The 20,717-nt window shown below is 52.9% G+C and carries 17 protein-coding genes and 2 tRNA genes; 13 read left to right on the top strand and 6 right to left on the bottom strand.

Annotation, left to right across the window (positions count from 1 at the left end):
• Positions 1-33: 33 nt before the first annotated feature.
• The 6 genes from H7F11_RS01995 (at position 34) to H7F11_RS01970 (ending at position 6,074) form a co-directional block, all read left to right on the top strand.
• On the top strand, positions 34-705 hold the full coding sequence (locus H7F11_RS01995) for a cupin domain-containing protein (protein ID WP_193649613.1): 672 nt from the start codon (positions 34-36) through the stop codon (positions 703-705).
• A gap of 31 nt (positions 706-736) precedes the next feature.
• The gene (locus tag H7F11_RS01990) at positions 737-1,777 is read left to right on the top strand and encodes an NAD(P)-dependent alcohol dehydrogenase (RefSeq protein WP_227485177.1); all 1,041 of its coding nucleotides are present in this window, start codon (positions 737-739) and stop codon (positions 1,775-1,777) included.
• Positions 1,778-1,929: 152 nt separating this feature from the next.
• Positions 1,930-3,561, top strand: a complete 1,632-nt coding sequence (locus H7F11_RS01985) for a CTP synthase (RefSeq protein ID WP_193649614.1) — start codon at positions 1,930-1,932, stop codon at positions 3,559-3,561.
• Positions 3,558-4,403 (top strand): 3-deoxy-8-phosphooctulonate synthase, encoded by an 846-nt coding sequence (gene kdsA, locus H7F11_RS01980; RefSeq protein WP_193649615.1) that lies wholly within the window; start codon positions 3,558-3,560, stop codon positions 4,401-4,403. The genes H7F11_RS01985 and kdsA overlap by 4 nt, the downstream gene beginning before the upstream one ends.
• Positions 4,400-5,680 carry a phosphopyruvate hydratase gene (gene eno / locus H7F11_RS01975; RefSeq protein ID WP_024893882.1) on the top strand — a complete coding sequence of 427 codons (1,281 nt, stop codon included), beginning with the start codon at positions 4,400-4,402 and terminating at the stop codon, positions 5,678-5,680. Before kdsA ends, eno begins: the two co-directional genes overlap by 4 nt.
• A gap of 58 nt (positions 5,681-5,738) precedes the next feature.
• Positions 5,739-6,074: an FtsB family cell division protein gene (locus H7F11_RS01970; RefSeq protein ID WP_193649616.1), complete on the top strand. Its 336-nt coding sequence runs from the start codon at positions 5,739-5,741 to the stop codon at positions 6,072-6,074.
• A gap of 40 nt (positions 6,075-6,114) precedes the next feature.
• Here H7F11_RS01970 and efp read toward each other — a convergent pair whose 3' ends face one another.
• Positions 6,115-6,675, bottom strand: coding sequence for an elongation factor P (efp, locus tag H7F11_RS01965; RefSeq protein ID WP_010642195.1), 561 nt, complete (start codon positions 6,673-6,675; stop codon positions 6,115-6,117).
• A 91-nt stretch (positions 6,676-6,766) separates the two neighbouring features.
• Here efp and H7F11_RS01960 point away from each other — a divergent pair, with 91 nt between their 5' ends.
• The 7 genes from H7F11_RS01960 to H7F11_RS01930 all read left to right on the top strand — a co-directional run bounded on the left by H7F11_RS01960 (position 6,767) and on the right by H7F11_RS01930 (position 12,961).
• Positions 6,767-7,084 carry a gamma-butyrobetaine hydroxylase-like domain-containing protein gene (locus tag H7F11_RS01960; RefSeq protein ID WP_193649617.1) on the top strand — a complete coding sequence of 106 codons (318 nt, stop codon included), beginning with the start codon at positions 6,767-6,769 and terminating at the stop codon, positions 7,082-7,084.
• Between the two features lie 15 nt (positions 7,085-7,099).
• Complete coding sequence (gene uvrC / locus H7F11_RS01955; RefSeq protein ID WP_193649618.1) at positions 7,100-8,959, top strand: excinuclease ABC subunit UvrC; 1,860 nt, start codon at positions 7,100-7,102, stop codon at positions 8,957-8,959.
• Between the two features lie 15 nt (positions 8,960-8,974).
• Positions 8,975-9,562: a CDP-diacylglycerol--glycerol-3-phosphate 3-phosphatidyltransferase gene (pgsA, locus tag H7F11_RS01950; protein ID WP_193649619.1), complete on the top strand. Its 588-nt coding sequence runs from the start codon at positions 8,975-8,977 to the stop codon at positions 9,560-9,562.
• 21 nt (positions 9,563-9,583) lie between these two features.
• Positions 9,584-9,658: transfer RNA gene (locus tag H7F11_RS01945), tRNA-Gly, on the top strand.
• Positions 9,659-9,697: 39 nt separating this feature from the next.
• Positions 9,698-9,771, top strand: a tRNA-Cys gene (locus H7F11_RS01940).
• Positions 9,772-10,633: 862 nt separating this feature from the next.
• Entirely contained in the window at positions 10,634-12,262 is a 1,629-nt protein-coding gene (locus H7F11_RS01935; protein ID WP_193649620.1) for an APC family permease, read from the top strand.
• Positions 12,263-12,361: 99 nt separating this feature from the next.
• Positions 12,362-12,961 (top strand): YidH family protein, encoded by a 600-nt coding sequence (locus H7F11_RS01930; protein ID WP_227485176.1) that lies wholly within the window; start codon positions 12,362-12,364, stop codon positions 12,959-12,961.
• Here the strand turns inward: H7F11_RS01930 and H7F11_RS01925 are convergent.
• The 5 genes from H7F11_RS01925 to H7F11_RS01905 all read right to left on the bottom strand — a co-directional run bounded on the left by H7F11_RS01925 (position 12,923) and on the right by H7F11_RS01905 (position 20,569).
• Complete coding sequence (locus H7F11_RS01925) at positions 12,923-16,018, bottom strand: efflux RND transporter permease subunit (protein ID WP_193649622.1); 3,096 nt, start codon at positions 16,016-16,018, stop codon at positions 12,923-12,925. The genes H7F11_RS01930 and H7F11_RS01925 overlap by 39 nt on opposite strands.
• Positions 16,015-17,031 (bottom strand): efflux RND transporter periplasmic adaptor subunit, encoded by a 1,017-nt coding sequence (locus tag H7F11_RS01920; RefSeq protein ID WP_227485175.1) that lies wholly within the window; start codon positions 17,029-17,031, stop codon positions 16,015-16,017. Before H7F11_RS01920 ends, H7F11_RS01925 begins: the two co-directional genes overlap by 4 nt.
• A 26-nt stretch (positions 17,032-17,057) precedes the next feature.
• A complete protein-coding gene (locus tag H7F11_RS01915; protein WP_193649624.1) occupies positions 17,058-18,374 on the bottom strand; it encodes a TolC family protein in 1,317 nt (438 codons plus the stop codon).
• Positions 18,375-18,474: 100 nt separating this feature from the next.
• Positions 18,475-19,917, bottom strand: a complete 1,443-nt coding sequence (locus tag H7F11_RS01910; protein ID WP_193649625.1) for a heavy metal sensor histidine kinase — start codon at positions 19,915-19,917, stop codon at positions 18,475-18,477.
• Positions 19,895-20,569 carry a heavy metal response regulator transcription factor gene (locus H7F11_RS01905; protein WP_193649626.1) on the bottom strand — a complete coding sequence of 225 codons (675 nt, stop codon included), beginning with the start codon at positions 20,567-20,569 and terminating at the stop codon, positions 19,895-19,897. The genes H7F11_RS01910 and H7F11_RS01905 overlap by 23 nt, the downstream gene beginning before the upstream one ends.
• Positions 20,570-20,717: the final 148 nt, after the last annotated feature.

The raw sequence follows: 20,717 nt of genomic DNA, 5'->3' as shown, positions 1-20,717 counted from the left end.
CAACCAGACGGTATGTAATAACAGGAGATAGTGATGCAGCTCAATACCGATTGGTCCAAAACGGTGGTCATTTACACCCCGGACTTACCCTGGCAGGGTTCTCCGGCAGAGGGCGTTCAGCGTCGTTTGCTGGAGCGGGACGGGGAGGAAGCAGCCCGTGCGACTTCCGTGGTGCGTTATGTTCCCGGTGCCCATTTTCCAGAACACCAACACCCTCTGGGTGAAGAAATTTTTGTTCTGACGGGGACGTTTTCCGATGAGACAGGAATTCATGGTCCCGGGACTTATCTGCGTAATCCTCCTGGTTCTGCCCATGCCCCTTATTCAGATGAGGGCTGCATCCTCTTTGTGAAGTTGCGCCACTTCAATCCCCGGGATCTGCAGCCGGTACGTGTCAACCTGGCTCAGGCGCGTTGGTCATCCGGTCTGGTAGATGGTCTCACGGTACTCCCCCTGGCTGACTTTGAGGGAGAGCATACCGCGCTGGTACGCTGGCAGCCGGAAACTTATTTTCAGGCACATCGTCATTATGGTGGTGAAGAAATACTGGTCTTGGAAGGAACATTTGCCGATGAGTACGGCGAATACCCCGCCGGAACCTGGATGCGGAGTCCCCATTGGAGTACCCACCAGCCTTTCAGCAAGGAAGGTTGCCTGATTCTGGTCAAGACGGGCCATCTGCCTTTGTCGGCAGATGGCAGTTAAGTACACACGATAAGTGATTCAAGGAGATATTATGACGAAAGCCTATGCAGCCCAATCATCTACCAGCCCTTTAGCCCCGCATGAGATTGAAAGACGTCAGCCTGGTCCGGATGATGTCAAAATTGAGATTCTTTACTGCGGTGTCTGCCATTCTGATTTGCACACAGCCCGTAATGAGTGGAAAAACACCATTTATCCCTCAGTGCCTGGTCATGAAATTGTCGGCAGGGTGGTAGCTGTCGGTGATCAGGTCAAAAATTTCAAAGTAGGTGATTTTGCAGGCGTTGGTTGTATGGTGGACAGTTGCGGGCATTGCAGCTCCTGTGATGAGGGTGAAGAACAATATTGCGAGAATGGTTTTACCGGAACGTATAATGGTCCGGTATTTGGCGGAGAGAATACGTTTGGGGGTTATTCCCAAAGTGTGGTCGTCAAGGAGTCTTTTGTACTGAAAGTCCGCCATGACGAGAAAAATCTGGCCAGTGTGGCCCCCTTGCTTTGTGCGGGCATCACCACTTACTCGCCGTTACGTCATTGGCAGGTTGGGCCGGGTAAAAAAGTGGGCATTGTTGGCTTGGGTGGATTGGGTCATATGGGCGTCAAACTGGCCCATGCGATGGGGGCTCATGTCGTTTTATTTACGACCTCGCTCGGTAAAATCGAAGATGGTAAACGACTGGGCGCGGATGCGGTCTGTATTTCCACGGATCCCAAACAGATGGCTGAGCAGGCCAACAGTTTTGATTTTATCCTCAATACGGTGGCAGCTTCCCACAATCTGGATGCCTTCCTGAGCCTGTTGAAGCGGGATGGCACCATGACGCTGGTGGGTGTTCCCGCCGAGCCACATCCTTCTCCGGAAGTTTTTAACCTGATATTCAAACGTCGTCAGCTGGCGGGCTCGCTCATCGGTGGTATTCGGGAAACCCAGGAAATGCTCGATTTCTGTGCAGAACACGGAATTGGTTCGGATATTGAAATGATTCCCATGGACTACATCAACACGGCCTATGAACGGATGCTGAAAAGCGACGTTAAATACCGTTTTGTCATTGATATGGCTACCCTGTAACAAGGGGTCCGAAAAATGTACCTATCGGGTCTGCTACAGCGGGCCCGGTTACCAGACCCTCCTGTTTCTCCCTTCCTGTTTATTGTTCGCGTTGTGCCTTAGGTCCGAATTGGCTACCATGCACAGCATCAAGCGCGTGCACGTCGAGACCTATGAGCAAATACATTTTCGTTACTGGTGGTGTGGTTTCTTCGTTGGGCAAGGGTGCCGCCGGCGCGGCTCTTGCTGCGTTGCTGGAGGCACGCGGGCTCAAAGTAACCATGATGAAGCTGGACCCGTATATTAACGTAGATCCGGGTACCATGAGTCCTTTTCAGCATGGCGAAGTGTTTGTCACCGCAGACGGTGCGGAAACTGATCTGGATCTCGGTCACTACGAGCGTTTCATTTCGACCCGCATGACCAAGCGCAACAATTTCACGACCGGTCTGGTCTATCAGACAGTGATTGAAAAAGAACGTCGTGGTGATTATCTGGGCCGCACCGTGCAGGTTATTCCCCATGTGACCGACGAAATTAAACGCCGGATTCGTATTGGTGCCAGTGATGCGGATGTGGCTTTGGTGGAAATCGGTGGAACAGTGGGTGACATTGAATCTCAACCGTTCCTGGAAGCCATCCGCCAGATGGCCGTGGAAGAAGGGCGCGGCAATACCCTGTTCATGCACCTGACCCTGGTCCCTTATCTGCCCTCGGCTGGTGAAATGAAAACCAAGCCGACCCAGCATTCGGTGCGCGAGCTGCGCGCTATTGGTATTCAGCCCGATGTTCTGTTGTGTCGGGCAGACCGCCCGATCCCGGAAGATCATCGCGCCAAAATCGCCCTGTTTTCCAATCTCACTGAAAAAGCCGTTATTTCAGCCATTGATACAGACAGTATTTACCGTCTGCCGTTACTTTTCCATGATCAGGGCCTGGATGATCTGGTATTGCAGGACCTGGGCCTGCAGGCACCGGCGCCGGATCTCGGCGCGTGGCAGGGGATTATCCATGCCCTGGAAAATCCCGAAGGGGATATTGTCATTGCCTTGGTCGGTAAGTATGTGGGGCTGACCGAGTCTTACAAGTCGCTGGCGGAAGCCCTGTTACATGCGGGATTGCGTGCCCGGCGCAAGGTGCATTTTCTCTATGTGGATGCCGAAGATATTGAATCCCTGGGTACGGGCATGCTGGCTGAAGCCGATGCGATACTGGTACCTGGTGGATTTGGCGGGCGTGGTACAGAGGGGAAAATTACCGCAATTCGTTATGCCCGGGAAAATAAAGTGCCCTATCTGGGAATTTGTCTGGGAATGCAGTTGGCTGTAGTTGAATTTGCCCGCCATTGTGCCGGGCTGGCCAATGCCAACAGTTCCGAGCTGGACCCGGAAACGCCGGATCCGGTGATTACCCTGATGACCGAATGGTCTGACTCCGAAGGTAATACGGCTTATCGGGAAGAGGGCGGTAATTTGGGGGGGACCATGCGTCTCGGTGAGCAGGAATGTTCTTTGCAGCCGGACAGTCTGGTCGCTAAAGCCTATGCCCAAACCGCCATTTATGAGCGCCACCGCCACCGTTTTGAATTCAATAACCGCTATCGGGCGCCTTTGGCGGCGGCTGGCCTGCAGTATACCGGCTTTTCAGCGGATAGTGCTTTGGTCGAGGTGGTGGAATTGCGGGATCATCCCTGGTTTCTGGGTTGTCAGTTTCACCCTGAATTTACCAGTAACCCGCGTCAGGGCCATCCGCTTTTTGATGCCTTCATGGCGGCGGCTGTTACCCAGCGGGAGAAACGGGCATGAATCTCTGCGGTTTTGAGGTCGGGCTGGATCGTCCTTTCTTCCTGATTGCGGGCCCTTGTGCCATAGAAAGTGAAAAGCTGGCCTTGCAGACGGCGGAAACACTCCGGGACATCTGTCATCGCCTGAATATTCCCTTTATTTACAAAAGTTCTTATGACAAGGCGAATCGTTCTTCGGGCAGCAGTTTTCGCGGCCCCGGCATGGATGAAGGTCTGCGGATTCTCGAAAAAGTGCGCCGGGAGTTGGGCGTACCCGTCATTACTGATGTTCATGAAAAAGAGCATGTGAAAGCGGTTGCCGAGGTTGTGGATGTCCTCCAGACTCCTGCTTTTTTATGCCGTCAGACCGACTTTATTCAGGCCGTGGCTGCAGCCGGAAAGCCGGTCAATATTAAAAAAGGCCAGTTTCTGGCACCCTGGGACATGCTTCATGTTGCCGCAAAAGCCAAGGCGACGGGTAATGCCCGGATTATGGTCTGCGAACGGGGCGCTTCTTTCGGATACAATAACCTGGTTTCGGATATGCGCTCCCTGGCCGTGATGCGCCAGACTGGCTGCCCGGTTGTTTTTGATGCCACGCATTCCGTGCAGCTGCCGGGAGGGCAGGGGGATCGTTCCGGCGGACAGCGGGAGTTTGTGCCGGTACTGGCCAGATCCGCCGTAGCTGCGGGGGTGTCCGGTCTGTTTATGGAAACCCATCCGCGCCCTGCCGAAGCCCTGTCCGATGGTCCCAATGCCTGGCCACTGGGTCGGCTGGAAAGCCTGCTGCGCACCCTTCAACACATTGACCAGTTGGTCAAAGCCCAAGATTTTCCTGAAAATCATCCTGAGGATTTAATATGAACGCCATTGTCCGCATTCAAGGTCGTGAAGTACTGGATTCACGTGGTAATCCTACTGTAGAAGCCGAAGTTCATCTGGAAAATGGGGCCATGGGGCGCGCCATTGTCCCCAGTGGCGCATCGACGGGTGAGCGGGAGGCCATGGAATTGCGGGACGGTGGCTCACGTTATGGTGGCAAGGGCGTACGCAAGGCGGTAGAGCATGTTAATGGTGAAATTCAGGATGCCCTGTTGGGGATGGAAGCGGAAGACCAGGAGCATCTGGATGCTGCTATGTGCGCCCTGGATGGTACTGAAAACAAGTCCCGTCTGGGTGCCAACGCCATTTTGAGCGTTTCCTTGGCCGCTGCCCATGCCGCCGCTCACGCCGCCGGACAGCCGCTTTATCGCTATATTGGTGGCCTGGGTCCGGTGCAGTTGCCGGTACCCATGATGAATGTCATTAACGGTGGTGCCCATGCCGATAATGATGTGGATATGCAGGAATTCATGCTGATTCCTGCGGGTGCGGAATCGTTTTCGGAAGCCTTGCAGATGGGTGTGGAAGTGTTTCACAGTCTGAAAGGGGTCTTGCAGAAGAAAGGATTGGCGACAACAGTAGGCGATGAAGGGGGTTTCGCCCCGAACCTTCCTTCCAACGAAGCGGCTCTGGAACTGCTGATGGATGCCATTACCCAGGCCGGTTATCAACCGGGTAAGGACATCTGGCTGGGTATGGATGTGGCCTCCAGCGAATTTTATCGGGATGGCCGTTATCATCTGGCCAGCGAAAAACGTGATTTAAGCAGTGCGGAATTTGTGGATTATCTGGCTGCGCTGGCTGATCGTTATCCCTTGATCAGCATTGAAGACGGTATGGACCAGAATGACTGGGAAGGCTGGATTACCCTGACAGATCGTTTGGGCGACCGTCTGCAACTGGTGGGCGATGATATTTTTGTGACAAACACCGCCATTCTGCGTGAAGGTATTGAGCGCGGTGTGGGCAATAGTATTTTGATTAAACTCAATCAGATCGGGACGTTATCAGAAACTCTGGCAGCCATTGAAATGGCAAAAACCCATTGTTATACCGCCATTGTGTCGCATCGTTCGGGTGAAACCGAGGATACGACCCTGGCGGATGTGGCAGTGGCCACGGGTTGTGGACAAATTAAAACCGGTTCTTTGTCACGCACCGATCGGGTGGCCAAATATAATCGTCTTTTGCGTATTGAAGAAGAATTGGGTGAGGTCGCACGTTATCCTGGACTTGCAACTTTTTATAATCTCGACTAAAAGGTAATATTATAGAGCGTTTGCTAAGGCGCTTGCATTTCCCGGAGATTATTTCGATATGTTTGATTGGGCGCAGTTCAAAGCCAAAGTGAATACGGCAAAATCAGAAATGCGCCTGGTTGATTTCATGTTGCTCGCCGCTTTGTGTGCTTTGCAATTCCCGCTGTGGTTTGGAACGGGTAGCTGGTTAAATGTGGGTGAATTACATCACAAACTGGAGAGCAAAGAAGTGGTTTTAAAAAAACTGGAAACCCGCAATGATCATCTGGAAGCCAAAGTGGTCAGCCTGCAAAGCGGAGATCGTGCCGTAGAAGAGCTGGCGCGCCGCCATTTGGGAATGGTCAGTAAAGGCGAAATTTTTGTCTGGGTGATTCCGGCAACGGAAAAATCCTGAACAAACCGCCTATCCCGTTTTGGTCAGGCGGTTTTGTCATTCAGGCCCGGTCTATATAGGTTCCATCAGTAGTATTTACCCGGATTTTCTCTCCAGAATTCACAAACTGGGGCACCATGACCGTAATACCCGTTTCCATACGTGCCGACTTGTAGGAGCCTGTTGCCGTCTGTCCTTTGATGGCCGGATCAGCCTCGGTCACTTCAAGAACGACCACCGAAGGTAATTCCACCCCAATGGGGCGATCATTATGCAAATTGACTTGAATTTCCGTATTGGGCAATAAATACCCGGTCTGACCTTCCAGCAGATCTTCGCTGAGAATGGATTGTTCAAAGCTTTCGTTATCCATGAATACATAACCGGTGCTATCGGCATACAAATATTGCATGGTTCGGGCTTCCACAACGGCTTTTTCCATGGTTTCACCCGAGCGGAAACGGGTATTGGATTTGGTTCCTGTTTCGATGTTTTTCATTTCGACCTGAACGAAGGCCCCGCCTTTGCCAGGCTTCACAAAATCCGTTTTGAGTACACGCCAGAGCCCTTTTTCATGTTCCAGAATGTTGCCGGGGCGAATATCAAAGGCCGAAATCTTCATACCATCATCCTTGTGGGCATTCCCTTTAGAGGGCGTGAATTGTACCCTAGAGGCTTAATGCTGACCAGTCCGCTCCTTTAAGAGGTTTCTCATGTCTGACACGCACACCCAGCCCCTGGAAATTCGCCCCTTGATGATCAGTCGGAAGATGGAAATTGACTGGGCAGATGGTCATACCAGTGCGCTCAGTTTTGAATATTTGCGGGTGGAATGTCCCTGTGCGGAATGCAAGGGTCATACCCCGGATGAAGCCCGGGTGATCACCGGCAAGGAAGACGTGAGTATTGTCGATGTGCTGCCGGTTGGAAATTATGCCATTCAAATTCATTTCAGCGATGGCCACAGCACCGGGATTTTTACCTGGGAATATCTGCGTCGTCTGGACGTGCAGCAGGCCGGGACAGTATAAAACCCCTTTGACGTGATGACGCAAGAACCCTCTGAAAACTCTGCCAATCAGGTGCTGGAATCTGATGCACCTTTCGATCTTCGGGAGTTTTTGCGTACGCTGACCAGTCAGCCCGGCATTTATCAGATGTACGGCGTCGGCCGACGCCTGCTTTATGTCGGTAAGGCGCGCAATCTGAAACGCCGCGTGAGTTCGTACTTTCAGAAACAGCGGCATAGTCCCAAAACCCTCGCTATGCTGGCGCAGGTGCAACAGGTCGAAGTGCTCGTCACCCATACGGAAACAGAGGCCCTTGTGCTTGAGGCGAATCTCATCAAGCGCCACCATCCTCCCTATAATATATTGCTGCGCGATGACAAAAGTTATCCGTATTTATTGATTGAGACCGGCGTGTCTTTCCCGCAAATGAGTCTGCACCGTGGCGCACAAAAGAAAAAGGGGCATTATTTCGGTCCCTACCCGGCGGTGACGGCATTACGTGAAAGTATGGTGCTGCTGCAAAAGGCCTTTCGTCTGCGGACTTGTGAAGAACCTACGTTTCGTAATCGCAGTCGCGCCTGCCTGCAATACCAGATTCAACGCTGTAGTGGCCCCTGCGTGGGGCATATTCTCCCTGAAGACTACGCACGGGACGTGAATGATGCCGTCCGTTTTCTGGAGGGCAGGAGTGCCGAGGCCATTCGCAATCTGGGTGAAAGGATGCAACAGGCGGCGGAACAGTTGAATTTTGAAGAAGCAGCCCGACGTCGTGATCAGATTGCCGCCCTGTCCAAAATTCAGGAGCGCCAATATGTGGCGCAAGCGGGTGGTGGCGATTTTGATGTGATTGCCCTGGTCCAGGAAAATGGACAATGGGTCATTTTTGTCAGCTTTATCCGCAATGGTCGCCAACTGGGTGGCAGGGCCTTGTTTCCTCAGCATACTGAAGACCTGCGCGGGCCGGATGTCATGGCAGGTTTTCTCATGCAGTTCTATAATAACAAGGATGTTCCGGGGAATCTTTTGATCAATATATTGCCTCGCAACGGCGCTGCAGTGACGGAAGCCTTGATGACCCAGTCCGGGCATAAAGTGGTTATGGATGTGCCGCAGCGGGGGCCCCGCAAACGCTGGATGGCTATGGCACATACCAATGCCGTGGGGGCATTGCGTCAGCGTACCCATAACGCTCGTGCGGGGCGGCGGAGAATGTTGTTGCTGCAGGAGTTTTTTGAGCTTCCTGAGTTGCCGCAGAGAGTGGAATGTTTTGATATCAGTCATACCCGGGGTGAGGCGGCAGTGGCTTCCTGCGTGGTTTTCGGTGAAGATGGGGCGATGAAGGAAGCCTATCGCCGTTTCAACATACGTGATGTGACTGGTGGCGATGATTACGCGGCGATTGAGCAGGCGGTCTATCGGCGCTATGGGCGTCTGCAAAAAGAAGGAATGGCGTTGCCGGAGATTGTTCTTATAGATGGCGGACCAGGGCAGTTGGCACGTGCCGAGGCGGCACTGGCGATGCTGGAAATTGATGAGATTCAGCTTTGCGGCGTATCCAAGGGGACAACCCGCCGACCCGGAATGGAACTGTTGCATGTGCCCGGTTGGCCGATGGCACGGCAGTTGCCGCCCGATGACCCTGCCTTGTTGGTTATTCAGGAAATCAGGGATGAAGCGCATCGCTTTGCCATTACCGGTCATCGTGCGCGACGCAGCAAAAACCGTCAGGAGTCAGATCTGGATAGCATCACGGGCATTGGTGCCAAACGCCGCATGGCGTTGCTGCGTGCTTTTGGTGGGCTGAAGGGCATTCGCGATGCGGGTCTGGACGACTTGCAACGAGTGGAGGGAATTCATCAGGAATTGGCCCAACGCATTTATGATCATTTTCATTAAGGAAGCTAGCGGACTGTGATAAAGCGTTTACCCAATTATCTGACCATTCTCCGCATTCTGCTGGTGCCTATATTTGTTGCCCTGTTTTATTGGGGGGGCGAAGCAAGAACCTATGCAGCAACGGCTGTTTTTGCCATTGCCGCCATTACCGACTGGGCAGATGGTTATCTGGCGCGACGCTATCAGGGTGTTTCACCATTCGGTACCTTTCTTGATCCGGTGGCCGACAAGATCATGGTGGTGACCGCCCTGATACTTATTGCCTCTTCGCAAGAAATGCCGCCAGTGCTGGCCGGGATCCTCATCAGTGTGATCGTGGGCCGGGAGATTACCGTGTCTGCCTTGCGGGAATGGATGGCGGAACTTGGTGAGCGCAAAAAGGTGGCGGTGTCCTGGCTGGGGAAGGCCAAGGCGACTACCCAGATGCTGGCCATTTTATTTCTGGTATATCGCGAAGCGTTGTGGGGCGTGTCAGCCCGCATTATCGGAATCGGGCTTTTGGTTGTTGCCGCCATCATGACTTTGTGGAGTATGCTCGGTTACCTGCAAGCTGCCTGGCCCAGTTTGATGGCCTCTGGCGCTGATCTTGACAAGGATGGGTGATACCTTTATCTTTGCGCCCATGCGGGAATAGCTCAGTGGTAGAGCACAACCTTGCCAAGGTTGGGGTCGCGAGTTCGAGCCTCGTTTCCCGCTCCAATATCAAGGGAAAGTTTTACGCTTTCCCTTTTCTTTTAAGGCTGGGTGGCAGAGTGGTCATGCAGCGGCCTGCAAAGCCGCGTACCTCGGTTCGATTCCGGGCCCAGCCTCCAAATAAATTAAAAAAATTCTCCTGCACCTGTCAAATAAACGCTGCATTTATGCGGCTCTTTGCTGAGTTAGGCTTGGTAAGCCAACTGGAACGCTGGTAGATCCACAAGAAACCACCACCACTTGTTCGAGAATGGCTCTAATCCAACGGAAGTCGCCGCCACTAAGGCCGCAAGAAATTTCAGAAGTTGAGGCGGTACAATCAGTTGAGGGCAGAAAATATGGCGAAGAGGTTTGATTGAAAATAATTGGACCCATCCAGTATATTGAGGCCATCGCTGATGGTTCAGGCATTCGGGAGTTGGCGGGTCTCAGGGCGCGGTATGGCGACGGAAACTGGAAAAGAAAAAAGGCATTGCCATGATAGGCTTGAGCGATGGTAGACGGGCTCTGGCAAGAATGACTGCATAATGAGTATGATGTACCTACTCTCGAAGGTTCCAATAGTGTTAAGCAATGATTATGCATCAACGCGTCAGCGTAGTTATGTTTGCGGTGACTTTATTCTGTTTATCCCGTTGAATCAATCTAAGCGCTGAAATTCACTCATAACTAGCCAATTTTGAATGCAGTTTTAAAATTCATGTGTAAGGCATTTTATGCGTTATATCTGTTGTAATCAGATGTGTTTTGATCTCTATTTTATTTGTTCCATCCATCATATCCAATCTCTTGTTGATGGATAACTTTATGATATAAATAATAAATTATAACGTTTCTCATGTTGTTGCATTAATAAAAATTGACATTTTTATATAAATATGAGATATATAGAAATATTCAATATTTGTTTATTATAAAAATAAATATTATTTGTCCAGCTTAAACGTTTTTTCATGTTTTGTTAATCAGGAGGTTTCGCACATGCCTGTGTCCAGGAAATCCGACACTTCTCAAAAAAATGCTCTAAAACGTGAAGGCGGACTCGTTGGTCTGATATTGGCCTGTGTAGGTGCATCCATAGGTTCTGGCTGGTTATTCGGGCCTTTGTTCACGGCAAAAATGGCTGGCCCGTTGGCCATCGGGTCCTGGATTCTGGGAGCGGCGGCCATTCTTTTGCTGGCCCTGGTGTTTGCCGAGTTGGCACCCATGATTCCGCGTGCCGGAGCAGTCGTCCATCTGGCGCATGTCGGCAATGGACCTATTGTCGGACATATGTGGAGCTGGATTTTATTTCTTTCCTACGCCTCCATCGCCCCGCTGGAAGTGACGGCTGTATTAACCTATGCCAATAACTATTATCCGGGTCTGTTGCAGCCGCATACGGATTTGCTGAGTAGTTTCGGGTTTTTGATCGCCGTGATCATGCTCGGTTTGTTTGTAATCACCAATTTCATGGTGATTGGCTGGGTACTCAGGATCAATAATGCGGCGACCTGGTGGAAAATTGGCATTCCTTTATTAACGGCGGTGATGTTGATTGCGGTGGCCTGGCATCCCGGAAACTTTCACATGCGCGCCGACAATACCCTGAGTGATGTGCATGGCATGTTCATCGCCATTGCCAGCGGTGGGGTCATATTCAGTTTGCTGGGTTTTCGTCATGCCATAGATTTGGCCGGAGAAAGTAAAAATCCCAAGCGGGATGTGCCTATCGCGGTTATTGGTTCGGTGCTGATTGCTTCGGCAGTCTATATCGCCGTTCAGGTTGCTTTTCTTGCTGCGGTGAATCCTGCGGATATTGCCAAAGATGGATGGGTACATTTGCATTTCCAGGGGGTAAATGGCCCCTTTGCGGCCTTGGCAGCGGCGGTGGGCATCGGCTGGTTGGCGACCTTACTGTATGTGGATGCTTTTATTTCGCCCGCAGGCACCGGGCTGATTTACACGACCACTGCGGCGCGGGTTACCTTGGCTACGGCTGAAACTGGTGCAGCACCCATGTGGCTGAACAAGATCAATCGCCATGGTGTTCCCTGGGTGACACTTATTCTCTTGTTCCTGGTTGGCATTATATTTTTTCTGCCTTTCCCGTCCTGGCAGAAAATGGTCGGATATATTGCCTCCATGACGGTGCTTTCCTATGCTATCGGACCCATTGCCCTGATTCAGATTCGTAAGGCCATGCCCAATCTTGAGCGTCCATTTCGTTTGTGGGGGGCACCGGTGCTGGCCCCTATCGCCTTTGTGGTATCCACCTGGATTGTTTACTGGTCAGGTTTGCGCACGTTGAACTTTATTTTTATTACCTTATTTGTGTTATTGACTATTTATGCCCTTACCGGGATATTCCGAAAAGGCCGCTGGGCAGAAATGGGCTGGCAATACATGTGGTGGATCTTCCCATACTTTATAGGGATGTGGGTTATCAGTTGGATTGGTCCTAGAGATCTGGGTGGTCTGGGTTATTTGGCATTTTTCCCCAGTATGGGGGCCTTGGCGGTTTTGGCTATCAGTGTATTTTATCTGGCTATTCGTGAGTCAGTAGCGGATAAAACCATGCGCGTATATATGCGTCAGTTTGGCAATAAGGTGCCTCCAGCTGCTCCCTAGATAAGAATGGAATCATGACCATAATCCAAAGGCTCGCCGGATAATATGCTTCTGCTAAAGCACCTGCCCACTGTGCGTGAGCCCAGGCTTTACCTGAGCATGGAAAGAACTTACCTGTCTTACTTGAAATTTCTTTTTATAGCTTTTGGTACAGGTATTCTTTCTAAAAAAATGATCTTGTTACTGGCTGCTTTACATTTTTATGGGCTGATTCCTTTTTTTCAGGACTTGTATAAGCTTTTGACCTGGCCAGTGCTGATCTTGTTATTTATGGTTTTTTATTTTTTTGTGCGTGATCTGCGCTATATCAATCGTGGTGCCCCGGTCACTGCCAAAGAAATTCAGGATCCACGTATTTATTTTTCGGCGGAGCGCACTTTTCTTTCCTGGATCAGAACCGGGATCAGCATTGTAATTTTCGGTTTTGTGATGGAAAAGTTCGATTTTTTTCTAACCAAGCTGGCGCTGATGATGCACCGGGTGATTACGTTGCATGCGAGCTTCTCAGGAATGAGCATTATTTTCCTGGTATTGGGGATTATCAATATTGCTGTCGGGCTTGGTGGATTTCTGCTGACTGTTTACCAGGTGGAACATGGTGCCTATCATTCCCATCACAAATTATATTTGTTTTATGGTTCGTCCTTGTTGGTCTGTTTGTCATTGCTGAGTTATTTGCTGATCAAACTTTCGATTTGAGTCAATCTGGCCGCTGGACATCAAAGCGCCATACAGTACGGGTGCCAACCACAAGGACATGAATATCGAGAGCAGCAACCCACCCATGACCGCAATAGCCAGAGGCTTCAGTAAATCCGTGCCATGACCAATGCCAATGGCCAGAGGTAAAAAACCGAAAACATCCGCGAGCATGGTCATGAGGATGGGGCGCAGGCGCTGTCGCGCAGCAAAAGCCACCAAAGCCGGGCGGGGATAGGTGCCCCCAATTTGGCGCGCACGTGCAAAAATCAGAATGACATTGTTGACGGCAATAGCAAATACCAGCAACACGCCCAGAAAAGCCGTACTGTCGAGTTCCAATCCGCAAATCCATAACAAAAGCAGGGAGCCGGGTGCGGCCAAGGCGATGGAAAGAAGCGCCGCCACGGCGGCGCGTTGACTGCTGAACTGAAATCCCAGCAGGATCAGCAGTAAACCCAGTGCACCGGCCAGAATCAGCGCCATCTGCTGAAAGCTTTGCCGCTGTTGTCGATAGTAACCACCCAGTACCGGGGTAATGTTCCCGGGCAAGTGCATTTGGGTGATGACTTTATTGGCTTGACGGGCAGCTTGGGCCAGGCCTTCTCCGGGCTTTGGTTGTAACCACATGTAGGCATCAGGCACCAGATTCTGATGTGTCACAAAGGGAATGGCACCTTGAATGTGCAGGGAGGCAATGCTGGAAAGAGCCGTCATGCTTCCATCAGGTAGTTGAATAGGCAGCGCGGACAAGGTCTGCGGGGTCTGGGGCTGCCCCAGCAGTTTAACGCGAATCGGCAGTATTTGTTCGCCATGCAGCAAAAAACCCGCTTGTCTTCCCCAGAAACGGGCCTTGAGCTGATCAGCAATACCCGGCGGGGTAATGCCATAAAGTGCGGCCATGGGCGTGGGGGTGATTTCCAGCTCAGGCCCAGCCGATGGGGACTTGAAGTTGACTGATGCAAAATCATGACTGTTTTTCAGGGCGGCAGCCAGCCGTGCGCCTTCACCACGCAAAACGCTGGAATCGGAGCCGAACAGATAAACTACCAGGGGGGCGTGTGCGCCCGAGAGGTTTCCCAGACGGACAATCATGGTCTGATGCAAAGACAGTCCGATCAGATTGGGGGCCATGCTGCGGTATTGTTTGCGCAGTTCTGCCATTACGGTTTCGGTGCTGTCGTGATGATCCGGTTTGAGGACAATGGTGATGGCACCTTTGTTGGCGGGTGCATGACGGAACTCGAAACCACGACCGACCATGAGGGACGCCCGCTGTACGTTGGGATTGTGCAGTGCCGCCTGCATGAAAGCGCGGCCGATCCGGGTGGTTTCGGCAACGCTGCTGCCCACCTGGGTGCGATAGGGTACAGAAATAATGCCTTCATCCCAGTGCGGGAGAAAAGCGGTCGGCAGGACCGTGAGTGCCAGTCCGGCGGCCCCTGCCAGTATGGCGACGGGTAAAATGGCCCAATAAGGGCGGCGCATCCCGGCGATGAGCCATTGACTGTAGTGCCGGCGCACCCAGCGCTCCGCCTGATGCAAACGGCGGGAAGGTGAGGTTACGCGACCGGCGAGCCATGCTGTCAGAATCGGTGTGACCAGCAAGGCCACCAGTTGTGATGCCAGGAGGGCAATGACGATGGCCAATGCCATATGGCGGAACAGCAGCCCCAGGGTGCCGGACAAGAAGAGCAGGGGCAGAAATACCAGACAGGAGGTAAGGGTGGCGAGAGTCATCAATGGTAAGATGTCGGCGCTGCGGCGCAACGCCAACTGGCGACGCTGCGAGGCTTTACCCTGCAGGCCATGGAGACCACGTTCGACCACGACGATGGCATGGTCCACCAAAGCACCGATGGCTGCGGTTATACCCCCCAGGGTCATGATATTCAGGCCATATCCGAGCATATGCAGAACCAGAAAAGTGGCAGCCAGGGCCAGAGGGACTACGGCCAAAGTCGCCAGCGCTCCGTCCAAACGTCCTAAAAAGGCCAATACGACCAGCCAGGCAATCAGGCTGCCGAGTCCCAGGGCAATCCAGACATCGCGCAGGCTGTGACTGATCAGGTGACTGAGATCATAAATGGGTACCAGATGGACGCCCGGGGGGAGATGTTTGCGCAGATTGTTCAGACGTGTTTGCACGGCCTGGGCGACGGTGACGTCATTGGCACCCGACTGTGCAAGTACGTCAATGATCAGGGCGTGCTGATAACCGGGTACGGCTGCTTCACTCAGCAGCGGGGGCGGCCCGGTATGCACCTGACCCAGGGCGCCCAAGGCCAGCGGAGTGCGGGCACCGGAAGCATCGGTTGGGCCCAGTGGCAGGGTCAAGGCAGCCAAGGTCTGGTCGTTTTCAGGCCGCGCTGTCGTCGCCAGAATCAACTGCTGATGATAGGCGTGCAGAACCCCGGAAAAAAATGGACCTTGGGCGGATTGCAAGGCATCGATGACCTGCTGGGCACTGAGGTGATGCTGCGCTAACCGTGCCGGATCCAGGTCCACATGCACCTGCGGCCAGCCGCGACCGGTGCCCTGTACCTGATAGACCCCGGGAATAGACAGCAGAGCCGGTCGTATCTTGAAGGCAAAAGTGGGCATCATTGCCGAACTGCTCTGCTGATTGGACACCAGAGCATATTCAGCAAATGGATAGGTATAGGGTGCCATGCGGATCACCCGCAGTTGCGCACCGGCGGGCAGGCGGTATTGCGCCAGGCGTGCCTGGAGCATCAGATATGCGGTTTGCGGGTTGGTTCCTGGTTCGAAATAAATATTGAGCTTGCTCAGGCCGTTACCGGTTTGCGAGCGGACCAGCCGTACCCCTGGCTGACCTTTTGTCAGTGCTTCGAGTGGCTTGGTTACCTCCACTTCCATGAACTTGACGGGCAGACTGCCGTCATTGACGAGGACCGCCACTCTTGGAAAATTGACATTCGGAAAGACACTTTCCGGGAGATTCTGCAGGGCAAACCAGCCTGCACCCAGCAATAATAAGGCGCTGAGTAAGATGCTGAAGCGATTGTTCCAGAGAAAATGCAGATACGTCCTCATGGTTGTTGCTCTTGTACCGGGGTGCCACTGAGCAAACGATCATTGGCGCTGACGATGACCTGATCGCCGGTTCGCAGAGCGCCCTGTACCCAACTTTGCCCGGCCTGACGGGCAACAATATGTACGGGAACAGCCATGGCCTTGCCCTTGCGGATGACAAACACTTCGATCTGTGCGGCATGCATTACCACAGCGGCGGCAGGAATCTGGAAGGCTCGGCCTTGAACCTGTTGTACTTCTGCCTGCAGCCATTCGCCGGGCAACGCCCGGCTTTGTGCCGGCAGATCAATATAGACGGACACCAGTCCCAGATGGCGGGCGCTTTGTCCTATGGAACGGATCTGTCCCAGGCCGTGCCAGTCTGCACCGTGCAGAACGACGGTGCTTCCGGGGCGTAAGTTGCGGGCGAGGGAGGGGGTGACATAGGCCTGTGCCCAGGGTTTTCCGCGACCATCCAGGGTCGCAATGGCGGTTCCGAAATTGACCACAGCCCCTGCCGGAACCAGATAATGCAGGCTGCCTGCAAAGGGCGCGCTGAGGATTTGTTGAGCGGCCTGCGCCTGTAAAATGCGCAGATGAGATTGCGCCTCTGCCAGCGTCAAACGACTGGTTGCGACAATTTGTTGGGCAATGACGCCATCATGATACAATTTCTGATCGCGCAAATACTGACCTTGAGAAAAGGCGATCTGTTTTTGGGCAGTCTGGATGCTGCTCTGCAGCCCGGGTGACGCGATTCTGGCGACAATGGCTCCGGTTTTTACAGGCCCATCGGGGAGCAGCGGACCGAGGACGCGTCCGGTAACAGGTGCTGTCAAAGTGGCGGCACCATTACTTTCAACCCGGGCCAGCAGGGCGCTTTGCTGAATGGCAGCACTTACCCTGACCGGAGCCGCCCGCACGGATATGGCAGCTCCCCAGGCGTTATGAACGCTCAAGAGGAGCAGAACGCCTGAAAAAATGCTGAAGCAGTAAGGTAGCGATGCCCGGTAAAAATTCGGTAAAAATTGCATGCCGTCAAGCTTCCTTGAGTGGATTGTCATGAGGATGCACGCTGTCCCGGCAGGATACCGCTGTCCAGCATCAGTTGCGTGCGACTTAAACGGGCGCGAATCATCGCGTTGGTAGCCTGCAACTGAGCCTGAACCCAGGCATCTTCAGCTTGTTGCAAGGCTAATGCGCTCTCGGCACCGGCAAGATAGCCCTTGCGGGTCATGTCGTACACCGCCTGAGCACTGTACTCGATTTCTCCGGCATTTTTCAGGGCAATGCTGGCCGCCCGGGCGGCCCCGGCGTCCTGTTCCAGACGGCTGCGTATCTGCATTTGCAGAGCCGATTTAGCTGACTGCAATGCCGCAACCTGTTCCCGGGCTGCCGCAATCTGATCGCGGTTGCGACCAAAGCCAAAAATGGGCATCTGCAGGCTGAGGCCGGCTTGCCAACCTAACTGCGCACTATGCGGTATGGTCGCAGTATCGACTCCGTAAGCGGCGTTGGCACTGAATACCGGTAAGCGGGCACTTTGATGGAATTGCAATTGGGCGTGTGCCGCCTGAATTTGCGCATCAGCCGCCCGAAGCAAGGGTTGTGCCTGCATGGCCCGACTCTGGAATTTGGATAAATCCGGTAACGGCTTGAGTGGGCCGCTGACTTTTGCCAGTGGTGGTAAATGGCCTCCAAGCCCGGTTTGCAAGGCCAGAACCTGGCGTATGGCCACACTTTGGGCCAGGGTTTGTTTCAGCTTGCTCTGGATGCGCAACAGGTTCAGTTGTGCCTGCTTCAGCGCCAGGCGGGAACGGGTACCGGCGGCATAACCATCCCGGGTGGCTTGAAATACTTGCGTGGCAGCAACGAGGGCGCGTCGCCAGATGGCGATCATATTATTACTCAGAGCCAGCCGGTAATAGGTCATACTCACTTGTGCCGCCACTGCCAGGCGGGTTTGCTGCAGATGAAAGCGTTCAATGGTGACCTGATCTTTGCCCAGTTTGCTGAGTGCACGGGTTTGCGGCGCATAAATGGGAACATTCAAACGGATTTGCCCCAGCATTTCCCGTGCGCCATTGGCACTGACAAAAACGGGCTGGCCGGCGCGGGACTGGGTCCAGATGGTGGCCGCATTCAGGGAAAGCGCGGGTAGCAGTCGGGCTTCGGCACTGCGACTGAGATCTTGTTGCGCTTCCAGTTGGCGCCGGCTTGCCTGAACGGTCGCCTGATTATGCAGGGCGCTGTTAATAGCCTGGTTGAGCGTCAGAGGGGCCGCATGGGCGCCAATCGATATGCAGCCCAAGCTTAAAGCCAGTAGCCAATTTTTGGCAGCAGACTGACGATTATCCGGTATAAATTGAAAAAGCATTTTTCTCGACTATCTGTAAAATGTATTTATGAATGGGGACGGTTTTTTTATTATGACATTAGCTGCATGTCCAGAAGATGACCGCAAGATGACCAAATCGTCATCTTATGTTGTCACCATTGTTATCCTTAGAAATTATCGGGAAAGATAAAATGGCCGTCGTCCCTTTTCCGGCAACGCTTTTTAAGCGGATCTTACCCCCATGCAGATGCACGATGGATTGTACAATGGCCAGTCCCAGCCCCGTTCCCTGTCCACGCCGCATGCGTGCAGCATCTGCGCTGTAAAAACGGTCAAATACCCGGTCAATATCTGCATCGGCGATGCCCGATCCGGTATCGCTAACAATCAGTTGGACCTGCTCGCGGGACTGTTCACAATAAATCCGGATGCTGCCACCTGCTGGCGTGTGGCGCAGGGCATTACTCAGCAGATTACTGACAGCGCGGCGCAGGAGATCAGAATTTGCAGTGATGGATCCCTGAGCATTATTGTGCAGGGTAACCTGCTGTTCATCCGCCATTGCCTGATAAAAACTGCAAAGAGAAGCCATTTCCTGATGAATGTCCAGCTGCTGCTTATCCAGTGCGTTATGATCCTGTTCTGCCCGGGCCAGAAACAAAAGGGCATCTATCATGCGCGACAAGCGTTCATATTCATCCATGGCGGAGGCGATACAGGCCTGGTATTCCGGAACACTCCGGGTTCTGGAAAGCGCCAGTTCGCCCTCACCGCGTAAAATATGGATGGGCGTGCGCAACTCATGGGCAATGTCTGCCGAGAAGCGGGAAATCCTAGCAAAGGAGTCTTCCAGCCTTTCCATCAACTGGTCAAAATTTTCGGCCAATGTGGCGAGTTCACTGGGCCAGTTATCTCCAGCAATGCGCCGATGCAACTGGCTGGCGCTCAGTTCGTCCACCAGGCTGGCCAACTGATGGACGGGCCGCAAGCCACGCCAGGCAATCAAATATCCAGCCAGTATCGCGATGAATAACGCCAAAACAATGGATAGTGCGAGCGCGTAACGATAAAAAGCCAGAAAGTGTTCACGTTCGCTGGTGCGGATAGCCACATAAATGATACTGGCTGGCTGGCCTGCAAAGCGTTGCGCCATCACTTGAAAATGTTCATGCTTTTTAACTTTCCAGTGCCATTGTTGGGGCTCGAAAGTCTTGGGTTTGCGGTCAAAGGGCTTGTTGCTGTCGAGGAGGGGATTATCACTGCGACCCCGGGCAATAATGCCCTCCTGTGACCGGCTTACCCAGATGTATACCCCGCGAATGGTATTGGACTCCATCTGTATTTCATGAATCAGTTCGGAAAAGTGATCGGTGCTGTTGCGCATGGCCGTATGTATGGCATGGATTTTACTGATGAGAATCTGGCTGTCGGCCGCACGCAGTTGTTCAGCCAGAATCCAGTACAGGGCAGCACCCGCTACCGCAATCAGGATGGTGCTCAACAGAGCATACCAGAGGGTGAGCCGGACCGCCATGGAGCGCCCCGGACGCTTTAAGATTTTAATGGCGTAGTTCAAGAACATAGCCAACCCCTCGTAAAGTATGGATCAATTTGTCCGGAAAGGAGTCGTCCACTTTTCGGCGCAGGCGGCGAATGGCAACGTCCACAACATTACTATCACTTTCAAAATGCATATCCCAGACCTGCTCGGCAATGCGGGTGCGGGTCAGCACTTCGCCGGGAAAGCGCATGAGGTAGGCCAGCAGGCGGAATTCCTGAGGGGCCAGGTTTATGGGCGTGGCGGCACGCCAGATTTTGTGGCGGAGCAGGTCCAGTTCCAGATCGGCGTAATGAATGGTCTCTTCCATACGCACATGACTACGCCGCAGAATGCTTTGAATCCTGGCCAGCAATTCCGAAAAAGCAAAGGGTTTCACCAGGTAGTCGTCCGCTCCCAGGCGCAAGCCCTCCACGCGTTGGGCTACGGCATCCAGAGCGGTCAGCAGAATGACGGCCTGATCAGGATGCCGTTTGCGGATTTCCTGGAGAACCCACCAGCCGTCTCGCCGGGGTAGCATCAGATCGAGGACTATCACCTCATATTCGCCTGTTTCGGCAAGATGTTGGCCATCTACACCATTATCGGCAAGATCCGCTACATGACCCAGCTCACTGAATCCTTTTTTGAGAAAGGCAGCCGTTTTAGCTTCATCTTCAATAACCAGAATTTTCATGGGAGAAAGCCGAAATCAGTCAAACATAATGTTGGGAAAATACGCTGTATTAATCCTCTTAACAACTTTCCTGCGGATAAGAGCGGAAAGCCGGATATTTCATAATAAGTCATTTTTTGACCTTTTGGAGAATATGCATACAATGAAT

The organism is Acidithiobacillus sp. HP-2 (assembly GCF_015100155.1).
Lineage (GTDB): Bacteria > Pseudomonadota > Gammaproteobacteria > Acidithiobacillales > Acidithiobacillaceae > Acidithiobacillus.
Note: the sequence above shows the minus strand (reverse complement) of the source record. Positions and strands in the feature narration are given on the sequence as shown.